Source organism: Nocardia spongicola (assembly GCF_047200775.1).
GTDB lineage: Bacteria > Actinomycetota > Actinomycetes > Mycobacteriales > Mycobacteriaceae > Nocardia.
Genome location: NZ_JBJZOO010000014.1, coordinates 53298 through 69220, shown reverse-complemented (window position 1 = coordinate 69220; position 15923 = coordinate 53298). Strand labels below are relative to the sequence as shown.

The 15923-nt window shown below is 64.1% G+C and carries 12 protein-coding genes and 1 pseudogene; 7 read left to right on the top strand and 6 right to left on the bottom strand.

All coding sequences use genetic code 11. The features are described from left to right. Window positions 1–308 precede the first annotated feature (308 nt). The 3 genes from rpoB to ACL02S_RS19960 all read left to right on the top strand — a co-directional run bounded on the left by rpoB (window position 309) and on the right by ACL02S_RS19960 (window position 8637). Window positions 309–3815 carry a DNA-directed RNA polymerase subunit beta gene (gene rpoB, locus ACL02S_RS19970; protein ID WP_412803986.1) on the top strand — a complete coding sequence of 1169 codons (3507 nt, stop codon included), beginning with the start codon at window positions 309–311 and terminating at the stop codon, window positions 3813–3815. 141 nt (window positions 3816–3956) lie between these two features. After that, window positions 3957–7910, top strand: coding sequence for a DNA-directed RNA polymerase subunit beta' (locus ACL02S_RS19965; RefSeq protein ID WP_412803985.1), 3954 nt, complete (start codon window positions 3957–3959; stop codon window positions 7908–7910). A gap of 265 nt (window positions 7911–8175) precedes the next feature. Then, complete coding sequence (locus tag ACL02S_RS19960; protein ID WP_412803984.1) at window positions 8176–8637, top strand: PaaI family thioesterase; 462 nt, start codon at window positions 8176–8178, stop codon at window positions 8635–8637. Between the two features lie 36 nt (window positions 8638–8673). Here ACL02S_RS19960 and ACL02S_RS19955 read toward each other — a convergent pair whose 3' ends face one another. Next, a complete protein-coding gene (locus ACL02S_RS19955; RefSeq protein WP_412803983.1) occupies window positions 8674–9711 on the bottom strand; it encodes a TIGR03617 family F420-dependent LLM class oxidoreductase in 1038 nt (345 codons plus the stop codon). Window positions 9712–9924: 213 nt separating this feature from the next. Between ACL02S_RS19955 and ACL02S_RS19950 the strand changes: the two are divergent. Further along, a pseudogene (locus ACL02S_RS19950) lies at window positions 9925–10410 on the top strand (nitronate monooxygenase); the annotation flags it as partial. Continuing rightward, window positions 10335–10994, top strand: a complete 660-nt coding sequence (locus tag ACL02S_RS19945; protein WP_412804013.1) for an NAD(P)H-dependent flavin oxidoreductase — start codon at window positions 10335–10337, stop codon at window positions 10992–10994. The pseudogene ACL02S_RS19950 and the gene ACL02S_RS19945, both read left to right, overlap by 76 nt. Before the next feature lie 76 nt (window positions 10995–11070). Here ACL02S_RS19945 and ACL02S_RS19940 read toward each other — a convergent pair whose 3' ends face one another. Beyond that, a complete protein-coding gene (locus ACL02S_RS19940; protein WP_412803982.1) occupies window positions 11071–12387 on the bottom strand; it encodes an ATP-binding protein in 1317 nt (438 codons plus the stop codon). A 260-nt stretch (window positions 12388–12647) separates the two neighbouring features. On the opposite strand from ACL02S_RS19940, the gene ACL02S_RS19935 reads away from it, so the two are divergent. Beyond that, window positions 12648–12848 carry a hypothetical protein gene (locus ACL02S_RS19935; protein ID WP_412803981.1) on the top strand — a complete coding sequence of 67 codons (201 nt, stop codon included), beginning with the start codon at window positions 12648–12650 and terminating at the stop codon, window positions 12846–12848. Then, entirely contained in the window at window positions 12845–13252 is a 408-nt protein-coding gene (locus ACL02S_RS19930) for a type II toxin-antitoxin system VapC family toxin (protein ID WP_412803980.1), read from the top strand. Before ACL02S_RS19935 ends, ACL02S_RS19930 begins: the two co-directional genes overlap by 4 nt. Before the next feature lie 140 nt (window positions 13253–13392). Here ACL02S_RS19930 and ACL02S_RS19925 read toward each other — a convergent pair whose 3' ends face one another. The 4 genes from ACL02S_RS19925 to ACL02S_RS19910 all read right to left on the bottom strand — a co-directional run bounded on the left by ACL02S_RS19925 (window position 13393) and on the right by ACL02S_RS19910 (window position 15855). Continuing rightward, window positions 13393–13704 carry a GNAT family N-acetyltransferase gene (locus ACL02S_RS19925; protein WP_412803979.1) on the bottom strand — a complete coding sequence of 104 codons (312 nt, stop codon included), beginning with the start codon at window positions 13702–13704 and terminating at the stop codon, window positions 13393–13395. A 138-nt stretch (window positions 13705–13842) separates the two neighbouring features. Continuing rightward, window positions 13843–14853 carry an aldo/keto reductase gene (locus ACL02S_RS19920; protein ID WP_412803978.1) on the bottom strand — a complete coding sequence of 337 codons (1011 nt, stop codon included), beginning with the start codon at window positions 14851–14853 and terminating at the stop codon, window positions 13843–13845. Beyond that, window positions 14850–15305, bottom strand: a complete 456-nt coding sequence (locus ACL02S_RS19915; RefSeq protein WP_412803977.1) for a MerR family transcriptional regulator — start codon at window positions 15303–15305, stop codon at window positions 14850–14852. The genes ACL02S_RS19920 and ACL02S_RS19915 overlap by 4 nt, the downstream gene beginning before the upstream one ends. Before the next feature lie 178 nt (window positions 15306–15483). Continuing rightward, window positions 15484–15855: a glyoxalase superfamily protein gene (locus ACL02S_RS19910; RefSeq protein ID WP_412803976.1), complete on the bottom strand. Its 372-nt coding sequence runs from the start codon at window positions 15853–15855 to the stop codon at window positions 15484–15486. Between the last annotated feature and the right edge of the window lie 68 nt (window positions 15856–15923).

The window sequence follows — 15923 nt, the reverse complement described above, 5'->3', positions numbered from 1 at the left end:
ATTCACAACAGCGGCAGCTGTCACAGTGGCTTAGGCGCACCGCGGCTCATGAGGTAGCCAGCGAATCAGGCCCGGCGCGCCAGCCATGTGGGCGATCACGCGGGTGGTACTTTGACACCCCCGTGGATATGGGTGTAGTTTTGGACGTTGCGCTGGCTGCCTCCTGTCCATACCTCGATGTGCACACGTAAGTTCACCCTCCCGGTGTTACTTTCGGTGGTGCCTGTTCGAGTTTCGTTCGGGTTGTAACCAGCGGAATTCGTAGCAGACAGAGCGACGGTCGCGGACCACCACGCGACGCGCGTGAGGTGCTGGAAGGACGCATCTTGGCAGTCTCCACCCAGACCAAGGCAGTTGCCGGAATCCCCGGAGCCCCGTTGCGGGTGTCTTTCGCAAAGATCCGTGAACCCTTGGAGGTGCCCGGACTTCTCGATCTACAAACGGAATCGTTCGCCTGGTTGGTCGGTTCGCCGGAGTGGCGCGCGCGTGCCGCCGAGCGCGGTGACGTCGGCCTAGTCGGTGGCCTCGAAGAGGTACTCGAGGAGCTCTCCCCGATCGAGGACTTCTCCGGTTCGATGTCCCTGTCCTTCTCCGGTCCGCGCTTCGAAGAGGTCAAGGCCTCGATCGACGAGTGCAAAGACAAGGACATGACCTACGCGGCGCCGCTGTTCGTCACCGCGGAGTTCATCAACAACAACACCGGTGAGATCAAGAGCCAGACGGTCTTCATGGGTGATTTCCCGATGATGACCGATAAGGGCACGTTCATCATCAACGGCACCGAGCGTGTAGTCGTCTCGCAGCTGGTGCGTTCGCCGGGTGTCTACTTCGATCACACCGTCGACAAGGGCACGGAGAAGGACCTGCACAGTGTGCGCGTCATCCCGAGCCGCGGCGCGTGGCTGGAATTCGATGTGGACAAGCGCGACACCGTCGGTGTGCGTATCGACCGCAAGCGTCGCCAGCCGGTCACCGTGCTGCTGAAGGCGCTCGGCTGGACCACCGAGGAGATCGTCGAGCGCTTCGGCTTCTCCGAGATCATGATGTCGACCTTGGAGAAGGACAACACCGCCGGTCAGGACGAGGCGCTGCTGGACATCTACCGCAAGCTGCGTCCGGGCGAGCCGCCGACCAAGGAGTCGGCGCAGACTCTGCTGGAGAACCTGTTCTTCAAGGAGAAGCGCTACGACCTGGCGCGCGTGGGTCGCTACAAGATCAACAAGAAGCTCGGCATCCACGCGGGCGAGCAGATCACAGGCTCGGTGCTGACGAAGGAAGACATCGTCAACACCATCGAGTACCTGGTCCGTCTGCATGCGGGCGATAAGGTCATGACCGCTCCCGGCGGTGTCGAGGTTCCGGTGGAAGTGGACGATATCGACCACTTCGGCAATCGCCGCCTGCGTACTGTCGGTGAGCTGATCCAGAACCAGATCCGGGTCGGTCTGTCCCGGATGGAGCGTGTGGTCCGCGAGCGGATGACCACCCAGGATGTCGAGGCGATCACGCCGCAGACCCTGATCAACATCCGTCCGGTCGTCGCCGCGATCAAGGAGTTCTTCGGAACCTCCCAGCTGTCGCAGTTCATGGACCAGAACAATCCGCTGTCGGGTCTGACTCACAAGCGCCGTCTCTCGGCACTGGGCCCCGGCGGCCTGTCCCGTGAGCGGGCCGGTCTGGAAGTCCGTGACGTCCACCCGTCGCACTACGGCCGTATGTGCCCGATCGAGACCCCGGAAGGCCCGAACATCGGCCTGATCGGTTCGCTGTCGGTGTACGCGCGGGTGAATCCGTTCGGGTTCATCGAGACGCCGTACCGGAAGGTCGTCGACGGCAGGGTCACCGATGAGGTGGTCTACCTGACCGCGGACGAAGAAGACCGCCATGTGCGCGCCCAGGCGAATTCGCCGATCGGCGCGGACGGTCGCTTCGTCGAGGACCGGGTGCTGTGCCGCCGAGGCAACGAGGAGAACGAGCTGGTCTCGGCCACCGAGGTCGACTTCATGGACGTCTCTCCGCGCCAGATGGTCTCGGTCGCGACCGCCATGATCCCGTTCCTGGAGCACGACGACGCCAACCGTGCCCTGATGGGTGCGAACATGCAGCGTCAGGCCGTTCCGCTGATCCGTTCCGAATCGCCGATCGTCGGCACCGGCATGGAGCTACGCGCGGCCGTCGACGCGGGCGATGTGGTGGTGAACGAGAAGGCCGGTGTGGTCGAGGAGGTCTCCGCCGACTACGTCACCGTGATGGCCGACGACGGTACGCGCAAGAGCTACCGGATGCGCAAGTTCAACCGCTCGAACCAGGGCACCTGCTCGAACCAGCGTCCGATCGTGGACGAGGGGCAGCGAGTGGAGCAGGGGCAGGTCCTCGCCGACGGCCCGTGCACCGAGAACGGTGAGATGGCGCTCGGTAAGAACCTGCTCGTCGCGGTCATGCCGTGGGAAGGCCACAACTACGAGGACGCGATCATTCTGTCGCAGCGCCTCGTGGAAGAGGATGTGCTCACCTCGATCCACATCGAGGAGCACGAGATCGATGCCCGCGACACCAAACTGGGTGCCGAGGAGATCACCAGGGATATCCCGAACGTCTCCGATGAGGTGCTCGCCGACCTGGACGAGCGCGGTATCGTCCGGATCGGCGCCGAGGTCCGCGATGGCGACATCCTGGTCGGCAAGGTCACCCCGAAGGGTGAGACCGAACTGACCCCGGAGGAGCGGCTGCTGCGCGCGATCTTCGGCGAGAAGGCGCGTGAGGTTCGCGATACCTCGCTGAAGGTGCCGCACGGTGAGTCCGGCAAGGTCATCGGCATCCGCGTGTTCTCGAGGGACGACGACGACGATCTGCCGCCCGGCGTCAACGAGCTGGTCCGGGTGTACGTGGCGCAGAAGCGCAAGATCCAGGACGGCGATAAGCTCGCCGGTCGCCACGGCAACAAGGGTGTCATCGGCAAGATCCTGCCCACCGAGGACATGCCGTTCCTTCCGGACGGCACCCCGGTCGACATCATCCTGAACACCCACGGCGTGCCGCGTCGTATGAACATCGGCCAGATCCTGGAGACCCATCTGGGCTGGATCGGTAAAGCGGGCTGGCAGGTCGATGTGGCTGCCGACGGTACCCGTCCGGAATGGGCGAAGGCACTGCCGGAAGTGATGCTCGGGGCTCCGGCCGATTCGAATATCGCCACGCCGGTGTTCGACGGTGCTCGCGAAGAAGAGCTGACCGGCCTGCTCGGCTCGACGCTGCCCAACCGCGACGGCGAGCGCATGGTCAACGACGACGGTAAGGCCACGCTGTTCGACGGCCGTTCGGGCGAGCCGTTCCCGTACCCCGTCGCGGTCGGCTACATGTACATCCTGAAGCTGCACCACCTGGTCGACGACAAGATCCACGCGCGCTCGACCGGTCCGTACTCGATGATCACCCAGCAGCCGCTCGGTGGTAAGGCGCAGTTCGGTGGTCAGCGCTTCGGGGAAATGGAGTGCTGGGCCATGCAGGCCTACGGTGCGGCGTACACGCTGCAGGAACTGCTGACCATCAAGTCCGACGACGTGGTCGGTCGTGTGAAGGTCTACGAAGCGATCGTCAAGGGCGAGAACATCCCGGAGCCGGGCATTCCGGAGTCGTTCAAGGTCTTGCTCAAGGAACTCCAGTCGCTATGCCTCAACGTCGAGGTGCTGTCGTCCGACGGCGCCGCGATCGAGATGCGTGACGGCGACGACGAGGACCTGGAGCGTGCGGCGGCCAACCTGGGCATCAACCTGTCCAGGAACGAAGCGGCCACCGTCGACGATCTGGCGAACTAGGTGGAAAGGGGCCGGATGCCGCCGCAGTGCGGCAGCCGGCCACCCCGCGCTTTGCCTGGGGGTTCGCCGAGCGAAGCCTCGGCAACCACCCACTAGTGAACTTTTGCTCGAATTCGACCCGCACAGGGGAAAGGAAGTTACGTGCTAGACGTCAACTTCTTCGATGAACTCCGGATCGGCCTCGCCACCGCCGAAGACATCCGCCAGTGGTCCTACGGTGAGGTGAAGAAGCCGGAGACCATCAACTACCGCACGCTCAAGCCGGAGAAGGACGGCCTGTTCTGCGAGAAGATCTTCGGTCCTACCAGGGACTGGGAATGCTACTGCGGTAAGTACAAGCGCGTCCGCTTCAAGGGCATCATCTGTGAGCGCTGTGGTGTCGAGGTGACTCGCGCCAAGGTGCGCCGTGAACGGATGGGCCATATCGAGCTTGCCGCTCCGGTTACCCACATCTGGTACTTCAAGGGCGTGCCCTCGCGCCTCGGGTACCTGCTCGATCTGGCGCCGAAGGATCTGGAAAAGATCATCTACTTCGCCGCTTATGTCATCGTGGCCGTCGACGAGGAGCTGCGGCACAACGAGCTGTCCACGCTAGAGGCCGAGATGGAGGTCGAGAAGAAGTCGGTCACCGATCAGCGTGACGCCGATCTAGAGGCCCGTGCGCAGAAGCTCGAAGCCGATTTGGCCGAACTGGAAGCCGAGGGCGCCAAGGCCGACGTGCGCCGCAAGGTCAAGGACGGCGGCGAGCGTGAGATGCGCCAGCTGCGTGACCGCGCTCAGCGCGATCTGGACCGGTTGGAGGAGATCTGGAACACCTTCACCAAACTGGCCCCCAAGCAGCTCATCGTCGACGAGCTGCTCTACCGCGAGCTGGTCGACCGCTACGGCGAGTACTTCACCGGCGCCATGGGCGCGGAGTCGATCCAGAAGCTGATGGAGAGCTTCGATATCGAGGCCGAGGCCGAGACGCTGCGCGAGACCATCCGCACCGGTAAGGGGCAGAAGAAGCTGCGCGCGCTCAAGCGGCTCAAGGTCGTCGCGGCGTTCCAGGCCAACGGCAACTCGCCGATGGGCATGGTGCTCGACGCGGTTCCGGTGATTCCGCCGGAGTTGCGTCCGATGGTTCAGCTCGACGGTGGCCGCTTCGCCACCTCCGACCTGAACGACCTGTACCGGCGCGTGATCAACCGCAACAACCGCCTCAAGCGACTGATCGACCTCGGCGCGCCCGAGATCATCGTCAACAACGAGAAGCGGATGCTGCAGGAGTCCGTGGACGCGCTGTTCGACAACGGTCGTCGCGGCCGTCCGGTCACCGGACCGGGCAACCGTCCGCTGAAGTCGCTGTCGGATCTGCTCAAGGGCAAGCAGGGCCGGTTCCGGCAGAACCTGCTCGGTAAGCGTGTCGACTACTCCGGCCGTTCGGTGATCGTCGTCGGTCCGCAGCTGAAGCTGCACCAGTGCGGTCTGCCCAAGCTGATGGCGCTGGAGCTGTTCAAGCCGTTCGTGATGAAGCGCCTGGTCGATTTGAACCACGCGCAGAACATCAAGTCGGCCAAGCGGATGGTGGAGCGGCAGCGCCCGCAGGTGTGGGACGTCCTCGAAGAGGTCATCGCCGAACACCCCGTGCTGCTCAACCGCGCGCCGACCCTGCACCGGCTCGGCATCCAGGCATTCGAGCCGCAGCTGGTGGAAGGCAAGGCCATCCAGCTGCACCCGCTGGTCTGTGAGGCGTTCAACGCCGACTTCGACGGTGACCAGATGGCGGTGCACCTGCCGCTGTCGGCCGAGGCACAGGCCGAGGCGCGCGTGCTGATGCTGTCGTCGAACAACATCCTCTCGCCCGCGTCGGGTCGTCCGCTGGCCATGCCGCGTCTGGACATGGTGACCGGTCTGTACTACTTGACCCGTCTCGAAGAGGGGGCACGGGGTTCCTATCAGCCTGCCACCAGCGAGGCTCCGGAGCAGGGCGTGTACTCCTCGCCCGCCGAGGCGCAGATGGCGGTGGACCGCGGTGAGCTCACCGTGCGTTCGCTGATCAAGGTCCGGCTGACCGACCAGCGCCCGCCGAAGGATATCGAGGCGGCGGTGTTCCCCGAGGGCTGGCGTCGTGGCGACGCGTGGACCATCGAGACCACGCTGGGCCGGGTGCTGTTCAACGAGCTGTTGCCGGTGGACTACGCGTTCATCAACGAGCAGATGCCGAAGAAGCGGCAGGCGACGATCATCAACGATCTCGCCGAGCGCTATCCGATGATCGTGGTCGCGCAGACCGTCGACAAGCTCAAGGACGCCGGCTTCCACTGGGCCACCCGTTCCGGCGTCACGGTCTCGATGTCCGACGTGCTCGTGCCGCCGGAGAAGGCCGAGATCATGGAGCGCTACGAGGCGCAGTCGGATCAGATCGAGAAGAAGTACCAGCGTGGTGCGCTCGATCACCAGGAGCGCAACAACGCCCTGGTCAAGATCTGGCAGGAGGCGACAGAAGAGGTCGGTAAGGCGCTGCGCGCGCATTACCCGGCCGACAACCCGATCATCACGATCGTCGACTCGGGCGCAACGGGTAACTTCACCCAGACTCGTACCCTCGCAGGCATGAAGGGTCTGGTGACCAACCCGAAGGGTGAGTTCATCCCGCGGCCGATCAAGTCCTCGTTCCGCGAGGGCCTGACGGTTCTGGAGTACTTCATCAACACCCACGGCGCGCGTAAGGGTCTGGCCGATACCGCGCTGCGTACCGCCGACTCGGGTTACCTGACCCGTCGTCTGGTGGACGTATCGCAGGACGTCATCGTGCGCGAGCACGACTGTGGCACCGAGCGCGGCATCGTGGTGCCGATCGCCGAGAAGCAGCTCGACGGCTCGATCATCCGCGACGCGCATGTGGAGACCTCCACCTACGCGCGTACCCTCGCGGCGGATGCGCTCGACGAGCAGGGCAATGTCGTCGTCGGTAAGGGCGCCGATCTCGGCGACCCTGCGCTGGAGGCGCTGCTGGACGCAGGCATCACCGAGGTGAAGGTCCGCTCCGTGCTGACCTGCACCACCGGCACCGGCGTGTGTGCGACCTGCTACGGCCGTTCCATGGCGACCGGCAAGCTCGTCGATATCGGTGAGGCCGTCGGTATCGTCGCCGCGCAGTCCATCGGTGAGCCGGGTACCCAGCTGACCATGCGTACCTTCCACCAGGGTGGTGTCGCGGGTGACGACATCACCGGCGGTCTGCCGCGTGTGCAGGAGCTGTTCGAGGCGCGGGTGCCGAAGGGCAAGGCGCCGATCGCCGAGGTCTCCGGCCGGGTGCGGATGGAAGACGACGATCGCTTCTACAAGATCACCATCATCCCGGATGACGGTGGCGAAGAAGTCGTCTACGACAAGCTCTCCAAGCGGCAGCGCCTGCGGGTGTTCAAGCACGATGACGGCACCGAGCGGTTGCTGTCGGACGGTGATCACGTCGAGGTCGGCCAGCAGCTGCTGGAAGGCGCGGCGGATCCGCACGAGGTGCTGCGCATCATGGGCCCCCGGCAGGTACAGGTCCACTTGGTCCACGAGGTCCAGGAGGTCTACCGTTCGCAGGGTGTGTCGATCCACGACAAGCACATCGAGGTGATCGTGCGCCAGATGCTGCGTCGCGTGACCATCATCGATTCGGGTGCGACCGAGTTCCTGCCCGGCTCGCTCACCGAACGCGCCGAGTTCGAGGCTGCCAACCGCCGCGTCGTCGCCGAGGGCAATGAGCCCGCGGCGGGCCGCCCGGTGCTGATGGGTATCACCAAGGCATCGCTGGCCACCGATTCGTGGCTGTCGGCGGCGTCCTTCCAGGAGACCACCCGAGTCCTGACGGACGCGGCGATCAACTGCCGCTCCGATAAGCTCATCGGCCTCAAGGAGAACGTGATCATCGGCAAGCTGATCCCGGCCGGTACCGGTATCAACCGTTACCGGAACATCCAGGTGCAGCCGACCGAAGAGGCTCGGGCCGCCGCGTACGCGGTGCCGTCCTATGACGACACCTACTACAGCCCGGACAGCTTCGGCCAGACCACCGGAGCCGCGGTTCCGCTGGACGACTACGGCTTCAGCGACTACCGCTGATCGCGTAGCACGACAGCATGCGGCCCCCGCTTCCGTCTTTCGGAGCGGGGGCCGTTCGTCTTTCGGTTCGGACCTTGTTTCAGGTTCGCCATCCCTGCCATCACGGCACTGTGGCCGTATCCGGCGCTGTGGCCACAGCGAGCTCGGCCAGTGTGGCACCCGCTCAGCTGTTGTTTCGGACCACTTGGTGTTTTGGATCACTCGGCCTGTACGTTGTAAAAAGTGCAATAGGTTTCAGTTGGTTCTGGAGGTTTGGGTGGACAGCGTGGCCAGTGAGGATCCGGTGCTGGCCGGATTGCGGAGATTGGGCTTCGTGCAGTACTCGGGGGTCCAGTGGAAAGAGTTCTCTCCGGGGCGCAGCGTGCTGTCGATGGCGCCGCGTGCGGAGCATCTGAACCACAACAAGGATCTGCATGCGGCGGTGCTGTTCGGGATCGCGGAAACGTCTGCGATGGGGGCCTCGGTATCCGCGATCGGTGACTGGGTGGACGAGACCTACATCGTGGTCAGGGACGGGCGGATCGAGTACAAGGCGCGCGCGAAGGGGGATACGGGGCCGTTTGTCGTCACTTCGGCGTTCTCTGCCGAGCTGCTGGCGAAGATCCAGGCGGACGTAGCGGCGCGAGTACCGGTGGAGTTCGAGGCGCCAGCGGATATCGCCGACAGCACCGGAAAGATCGTGGCGTCGGCGGGATTCACGGCGGTGTTTCGTCCGCGCCGGGCCTGATCGGTGTGATGGTAGCGCGCAGCGCCGCGGACACCGCTATGTCTCGTTCTCGGTCGGTGTCCGCCGCAGCGCGGTAACGCATTTCTGCAGTAGGCGGTCGTCGTGCCCCTCGCCGAGGGGCGGCAGTACGACGCCATCGGCCACTGCGCTGTACCTTTCCGTCAGCAGGGCGGGTAACTGCTCGTAACGACCACAAATGACCAGTTCATCGAGCATCGCATCGGTAATCAGCCCGGGTAGATCCGCCCACCGCTGCGCGCGGATCATCACTCGAAGCTGTTCCGGCAACTCGGTCCAGCCACGTCGGCCGAGTGTCGGCGCATAGGACGGTGTGGAGTACAGGAATGCCAGCATGCGGCGCTGGCGTTCCCGTTCCTGCCGGACGCTGTCGTCGTTCGCCCCCATCGCGATGGGTGGCGATGCCAGGAGCATGGGGCGAGTGGGGCGGCCTGCGTCGGTTGCGCCCCGATCCAATGCCGGCAGCACCACGGCACGCAGGTAGTCGGGATCGGCGTTGGTCGAATGCGTGATGACACCGTGCGCCATCCGACCGGCCAGCTCGCACATACCGGCATTGACCGCGCCCAACCATACGGGTGGCGTTCTGGTAGCGCTCGGTCCGGGATTGAAGTAGGGCTGCATGCGGGTCAGCCGGTAATGATCGCCTTCGTAGTGCAGCGGGCCGCCGTCGCGGAACGCAGTGAACAAAGCATCCAGAGCCGCCAGGTACTCCGCCATCCGCGATCGTGGTTCACTCCACGGCACACCGAAACGCCCCTCGATGTTCTGCTTTATCTGGGTGCCGAGCCCGAGTTCGAACCGTCCGCCGGACATCGTCGACAAATCCCACGCGGTGTAGGCCACCAGGGTGGGGCTGCGCACGAACGCAAGCGTTACCGCCGTACGAACGGTGAGCCGCGTAGTGTGCTCCAGCGCCAGCAGCGCCACCGCGAGTGAATCGTGAATCGTTTCGGGAACATGCAGGCCGTCGAAGCCCAACTGTTCGATACGTCGGGCGTAGGCAGGAACCGCTGCCAGTGGTAGTCGCGGATCCATCGCCGCATAAGCCTGCACAGCTGCGCAGGCTAGAAGCGGATATTCGATCTCGTCAAGTGATGTAGTGGCCAACCGGTTCGGCCGAGCGCCGCTGCCTCAGGTGGGTTCGGTTCCCGATGATCGGGCAACTTCGAGGATGAACGCAACGACATCGAGGCGCGCGGCACCGCAGGAGGCTCGACGTCGCGCTGCGCAACAGGTCGGAGAGTCACTCGAGGCAGGAGATCATCCATGACCAAGGCACGGCAGCGGGCACTCCAGTTCTGTGAACGGTTCGGGCTGCAAGTACCGATCGTGCAGGCGCCGATGGCAGGCTCCAGCCCACCCGAGCTGGCCATCGCGGTCGCCGAGGCAGGCGGTATGGGCGCCACCGGAGTACTTCGGGAGAGCCCCTCGAACATCGCGCAATGGGCGGAGCGGTTCCGCAGTGCGACGTCCGGCGCCTTCCAGCTGAACATCTGGATCCCGGATACCTCTCTCGTCGATCCTGATGAGCGTCAGCGCCGGATCGAGCGGGCCCGCGAATTCCTCGGCCGCTTCGGCACGCCAGGAGAGCCGGTAGCCGCACCGCAGGATTACGCGGAGCAGTGCGAGGCCATGCTTACAGTGCGTCCCACCGTGATCTCCTCGATCATGGGCGTATTCGAGCCGGACTATGTACGCCGAATGCACGACCTGGGAATCTCCTGGTTCGCCTGCGCCACCACGCTCGACGATGCCCTGGCCGCCAGGATGCCGGTGCCGACGCGATCGTCGCGCAGGGTATGGAAGCAGGCGGCCATCGCGGCACGTTCGATCAAGAAGACACCGAGCGCACCGATGTCGGCCTGTTCGCATTGCTCCCCTGGTTCGCCGACCACCTGCGGGTACCGATCATCGCCGCAGGCGGTATCGCGGACGGTCGCGGGGTGGCGGCGGCGTTGGCACTGGGAGCCAGCGCCGTGCAGGTCGGCACCGCCTTGCTGCGCTGCCCGGAGACGGGTATCAGCAAGGAATGGGCCGATACGCTGGCCGGTCTTGCCCCCGATGCCACGATCACCACCCGCGCCTATACCGGCCGCTCGGCACGTGCGGCCAAGACGCCGTATCTGACGGCGTGGACGCAGCCTCGAGCACCTCGCCCGGCACCCTATCCGGAGCAGTCGCGGCTGGTCACCCAGTGGCGGCGCGGCACAGGGGCCGAGGAGGGAGTGGATCCGGCCAACTACTGGGCCGGGCAAAGTGCCGCGCTGGCCACAGAAGAGCCAGCGGGTCAGGTGGTGGCGCGAATGTGGCGCGACGCAGATGAACTGCTCGGGTGAGCCTTCAACGGAGCGATGCCACGGCCACAGCGGTCCGTGTCATTCATGATGCTGGGCCCGACGTATGCGATGTCCTTCACTGCCATGCGCGCAGCAGATCCTCTGGCCCCCAGTAGGCACTGATCGGCAGATCGCTGTCCACTCCAGACCTGGAGACCGCTACCAGCGGCGTATCGGTCCGCGCACCAGGAACAGCCAGCACGCTGCGGGCGAGCGCATCGTAGTCGTGGCGATCGAACGGTCGGTCTTCGAGCCATTTGATCGACCCGACGAAATGCACCGCACCTGCGATGGGTGCGCGGTCAGCGCCGATCAGGTCGAGTTCCGGATTATTGTGCCGATTCCACCAACCGCCTACTGCTTCGGTTTCCGGCCACCGGTCGTCGGGCAGCGAACGCAGCAATGATTCGCGGATCACCGGTTCCACGGCGCGCCCACGCCACGATGTCCACGAACGTTCGATCCGCTCCAATGCCAGATCTCCCCGGCCACGCTCGATGAGCGGGATTCCGCGCTGTAGAAAGGCCAGCCAGAACCGCAGGTAGGAGTCTGCGATGCGGTAATGCTTGTTCTTGCTGTCCGGTTTCGTGGACAATGGCAGATCCGCGGCAACTATCCGCTTGGCCTGCAAGGTGTTCAGCAAAGGCACCAGTGTGCCCGCAGGCAACGCACCCGTTCCACCCGCGGCGGCAGCGATAGTGCTGAAGGTGCGTTCGCCACTGCCGATCGCCTCCAGCACAGCCCGTGAACGGGATGCCTCGGGAAACTCACCGAGCAACGACAGTTCACCCGCTACCAGTAACGGGGACAGCGGATTCGTCGTGCTCGCGCGCAGGAAATCCGTGCGACTCATTCCAGGTCGCCAGGATTGGACGATCTCAGGGAAACCACCGGTGATCAACAGCGCATCCACCGACTCGGCCGCCGACAGTTCGGTCATGGTCTGTACATCCGCCAGATGCAGCGGTGCGACGGTCATCTTCGTCGCGCGGCCGAAAAACGGCCGACCGTGTGACTGCAACGCCTCCATGACCGAAATATCACTGCCAACCAGCAGCAGCAGTACCGGCTTGGCCGAAAGGTGCCGATCCCAGACCGTCTGCAGAGCTCCTTCGAACTCGGAATCCTGCGCCACCAGCCACGGCACCTCGTCGATCACCACAATGCTCGCGATATCGTCCGGCAGGGCGATCGCCAAGGTTCGCAACGCTTGGTTCCAATCCGCCGCCGACATCCCCGCGATGAGCTGTGCCCCCCGCAGTGGCGAATGAGCCAAGGTGGCGACGAAGTCCTCCCGCTCTGTGCCAGGGTTGCGCCCACGTGTCGCCTGGAACACGACATAAGGCAGCCCCGAGCGGTCACAGAACTCCTGAACCAGACGCGACTTCCCCACACGGCGCCTTCCGGTCATGATTACGGCTCGCCCCCGCGTCGCGCCTGTTCCATCCGTCACCAGCTCCAGCTGCCGCCTCAGCAACCCGAGGTCAGCCGCACGACCCTTGAATTCCACCCGCCCACCTCTCGCCGAAAGATAGTCCCAGATTACATAGATCGAATCTAAGTTAGATTCGATCTATGTAATCTGGGACTGAAAGTGCGAGAGGCCATCACTGGTCAAAGGCGTCGGCCATGGCTGCACGGTATGGTTGAGGCATGAGTGTGGCGGATGACCACTACCCAGAGCTACACCGTCTAGTCGAACAGTTACGGCCGGAGGCCGAGCCTGCCGCGCGTGCGGCATTATTGCGCCTGGTTCATGGTGGCGCAAGCAATAGGCTTGCGGTTCTGCCTTCCTTCGACGGACCAGAGGATCTCAGCGATCGAATGAACGCTGAACTTTTCGAGGATCGGTGACGCTGATCATCGATGCCAACGTCTTGGTCGCGGTGATGAACCGTAAGGACAAGAGGCATCAGGAGATGAGCGCGTTCTTGGCCGGCCGATCGGACGAGTTCGTCATCACGCCCTATGTGGTGGCCGAGGTTACCTACCTGCTGCAGAAGTATGCTGGTGCACAGGCTGAAATTCAGTTCATGGAAGCGGTACGGGACGGAGTCTTTCGCGAGGAGTTCGTCGCAGCGGACACATCACGGATCATCGAGCTGATGAAGCAGTTTGCGAGTTTTCCACTCGGCGCTGCGGACGCGTCGCTCATCGCCATTGCCGAGCGACTCGATGTTCGGGACATAGCTTCTGCTGATGGTCATTTTCGTGCGATAAGGACCGCCGGACTGGAATACGTCAACGTTCTGCCGTAACAAATGCCCCTCCCTGCGCCGGATGCGGCCTTTGAACAGCCAGGTCACCGCTGGCAGATCCGGCTGCGGCAGCACCCGTTTCGACGTATACGCCACGGATGCCGCCCAGCGGCACCTCGAGCCGGGGGGATCCGGATCGCTCACCGCGTGACGCCCTTGCCGATCACATGCGCGTCGTAGTCGGGGTGCTTGTCCAGGTATGCCTTGATGAATGAGCACAGCGGCCGGATCACACGGTCTCGCGCGACGGTGTCTTCGATCGCGTACTCGGCCAATCGAGAGCCGAGTCCCTTGCCGGAGAACGCGTCGTCGATTGTGGTGTGGGTGAACACCGTCTCGTCCGCGTGTTCTTCATATTCGGCGAAGCCGGCCAGCTCCCCGCCATAGCGCACCTCATAGCGGCTCTGCTCCGCGTTGCGGACCACCTCGGATTCCGGAGCTGATTCGGTCATGGCCGCATCCTCTTTCTATCCGTGCCGATACTGGCTCCAGTATTCGGAGACGTCGATGTGAACGCGGTCCAAAGTACTCGCGAAGGCCGCCACCAAGGCACCTGGACAGGCACTCTGCGAGATCGCGCTCCCGCGTTGTTATTCCCTGCCTGCCGAGGTGAAGGACATGTCCGCGTAACGATCCCCGGCCACTTTGTCCGCGATCGGCTCCAGCGTCGCCAGCTCGTCTGCGGTCAGTGCCATGGTCGCGGCCGCCACATTGTCTGTGAGCCGGGCCCGGCTACGGGTACCTGGAATCGGAACTACGGCGAGATTGTGCACCTTGGCTTGCGCATGCACCCAAGCCAGCGCGACCTGTGCCGAGGTGATGCCACGTGCTTCGGCGATGGTCTGTAGTGGTCCGAGCAATTCGGCGTTGCGTGCCGCGTTCTCGCTGGAGAAGCGAGGCATCGTGGAACGGAAATCCCGCGCGTCCGCGCTGCCGTTGAACGATCCGGTGAGGAAGCCGCGTCCCAGCGGGGAGTACGGCACGAACGTCACGCCGAGTTCTGCGGCAGCGGGCACCGCGGTCTGCTCGACGTCCCTGGAGAACAGCGACCACTCCGACTGCAGCGCGGCGATCGGGTGCACCGCGTGCGCTGCGCGCAGTTCGGCCCCGGTCACTTCGGACAGGCCCAGTGCGCGAACCTTGCCTTCTCGCACCAATTCCGCCATCGTGCCGACGGTGTCCTCGATCGGGACAGCGGGGTCCTTGCGATGCATGTAGTACAGGTCGATGGTGTCGATCCGAAGCCTGCGCAGACTGCTTTCCACGGCGCGGCGTATATAGCTGGGGGAGTTGTCGAAGCCCCGGTAGGACGGGTCATCCGCTTTGCGGACGATGCCGAACTTGGTGGCGATCACCACTCGCTCACGGTGGGCGTTGACGAAGTCACTGAGGAATTCCTCATTGTGACCGGAGCCGTACATATCGGCGGTGTCGAACAGCGTGACACCTAGTTCCAGTGCCAGGTCCAGCGTCGCCCGCGACTCGGTGAGGTCGCTTGGGCCGTAGAACTCACTCATCCCCATGCAGCCGAGCCCTTGCGTTCCCACTTCGATACCTGCGGTGCCAAGTGTGGTGGTAGGAAGCGTGTGGTTGGTGGTCATACCTTGATTCCTTCGCTGTTGTGCGCGGTGACTTCGGTCGGCCGACTTGCCCTGGCGCTGCCTTGGTAGGTGGCGATCTTGTTATCCAGGACGTCCAGGGTCCGGCGAAGTTCGTCGATCTTGGCCAGTACCTCGGCGCGGGTGTTCCGGAACATCTCCAGTCGCTGGGGGATTGTGGATTCCCCCAGCCGCACCAACTCCGCGTAGCGGAGCATGTCCGCTACCGGCATACCGGTGTTGCGCAGCCTGCCGATCAGTGCCAGCCAGTCCAGATCACGAGCACTGAACCGACGTTTGCCGGTGTGGTCCCGGTCGATGTAATCCATCAGCCCGATTCGCTCGTACCACCGCAATGTGTCCCGGCTCAGCCCCGATCGCTCAGCCACCTCGCCGATCGAATACCTCGGTTGTTGCCAGTCGTCCCGGCTCCGGTGTGGTGCGGACTCGCTCACGGCACTCGCCCTCCTTGGTCGGCCACTGTCTCGGTCGAACACCGATGACGCTAATCACCTGGAGTGCACTCCAAGCAAGCTGAATTCTCCGAGCACGTTCGAGCAGCTCATGGCGAGCGCGGCCCGCGCGATGGCGTGCACCGCGCTCGGTCACGGGCGGTGTACCGATACGGGCCGGTCAGCGGCTGTAGTCGGGCAATTGCTGGACGGCCCACTTGTTGCCGTCCGGATCGGTGAAGAAGGTGAAGAGTCCCCAGCTCAGGTCTTCTACCGGGGTGGCGTCCACACCGGCGGCGATCAACTGCTGGTAGGCCTTTTCGGCATCGGCGACCACCATCTGCATGCCGCGCACGCTGCCGGGCTCTGCCTCGGTGATGCCCTCACCCAGACAGATGGAACAGCCCGAACCGGGTGGGGTCAGCTGGACGAAGCGCAGATTCTCATCGACCCGGTGATCGTGGTCGGCATTGAAGCCGATCTTGGTGTAGAAATCCTTGGCACGGTCGACGTCGGTTACCGGGATGGCGACGAGCTCGATTTTCCAATCCATTCGCGGAGCATTCCACGACCCACTGACACGATGACACCTCCTCCCGCACCGGCACACTGACCATGCCT

What these genes read in the sequence shown, in the direction of transcription:
- ACL02S_RS19910 (WP_412803976.1), bottom strand. Translation starts at nt 15,855, where the DNA reads ATGGATTGGAAAATCGAGCTCGTCGCCATCCCGGTAACCGACGTCGAC.
- ACL02S_RS19935 (WP_412803981.1), top strand. Translation starts at nt 12,648, where the DNA reads ATGAGTGTGGCGGATGACCACTACCCAGAGCTACACCGTCTAGTCGAA.
- ACL02S_RS19925 (WP_412803979.1), bottom strand. Translation starts at nt 13,704, where the DNA reads ATGACCGAATCAGCTCCGGAATCCGAGGTGGTCCGCAACGCGGAGCAG.
- ACL02S_RS19920 (WP_412803978.1), bottom strand. Translation starts at nt 14,853, where the DNA reads ATGACCACCAACCACACGCTTCCTACCACCACACTTGGCACCGCAGGT.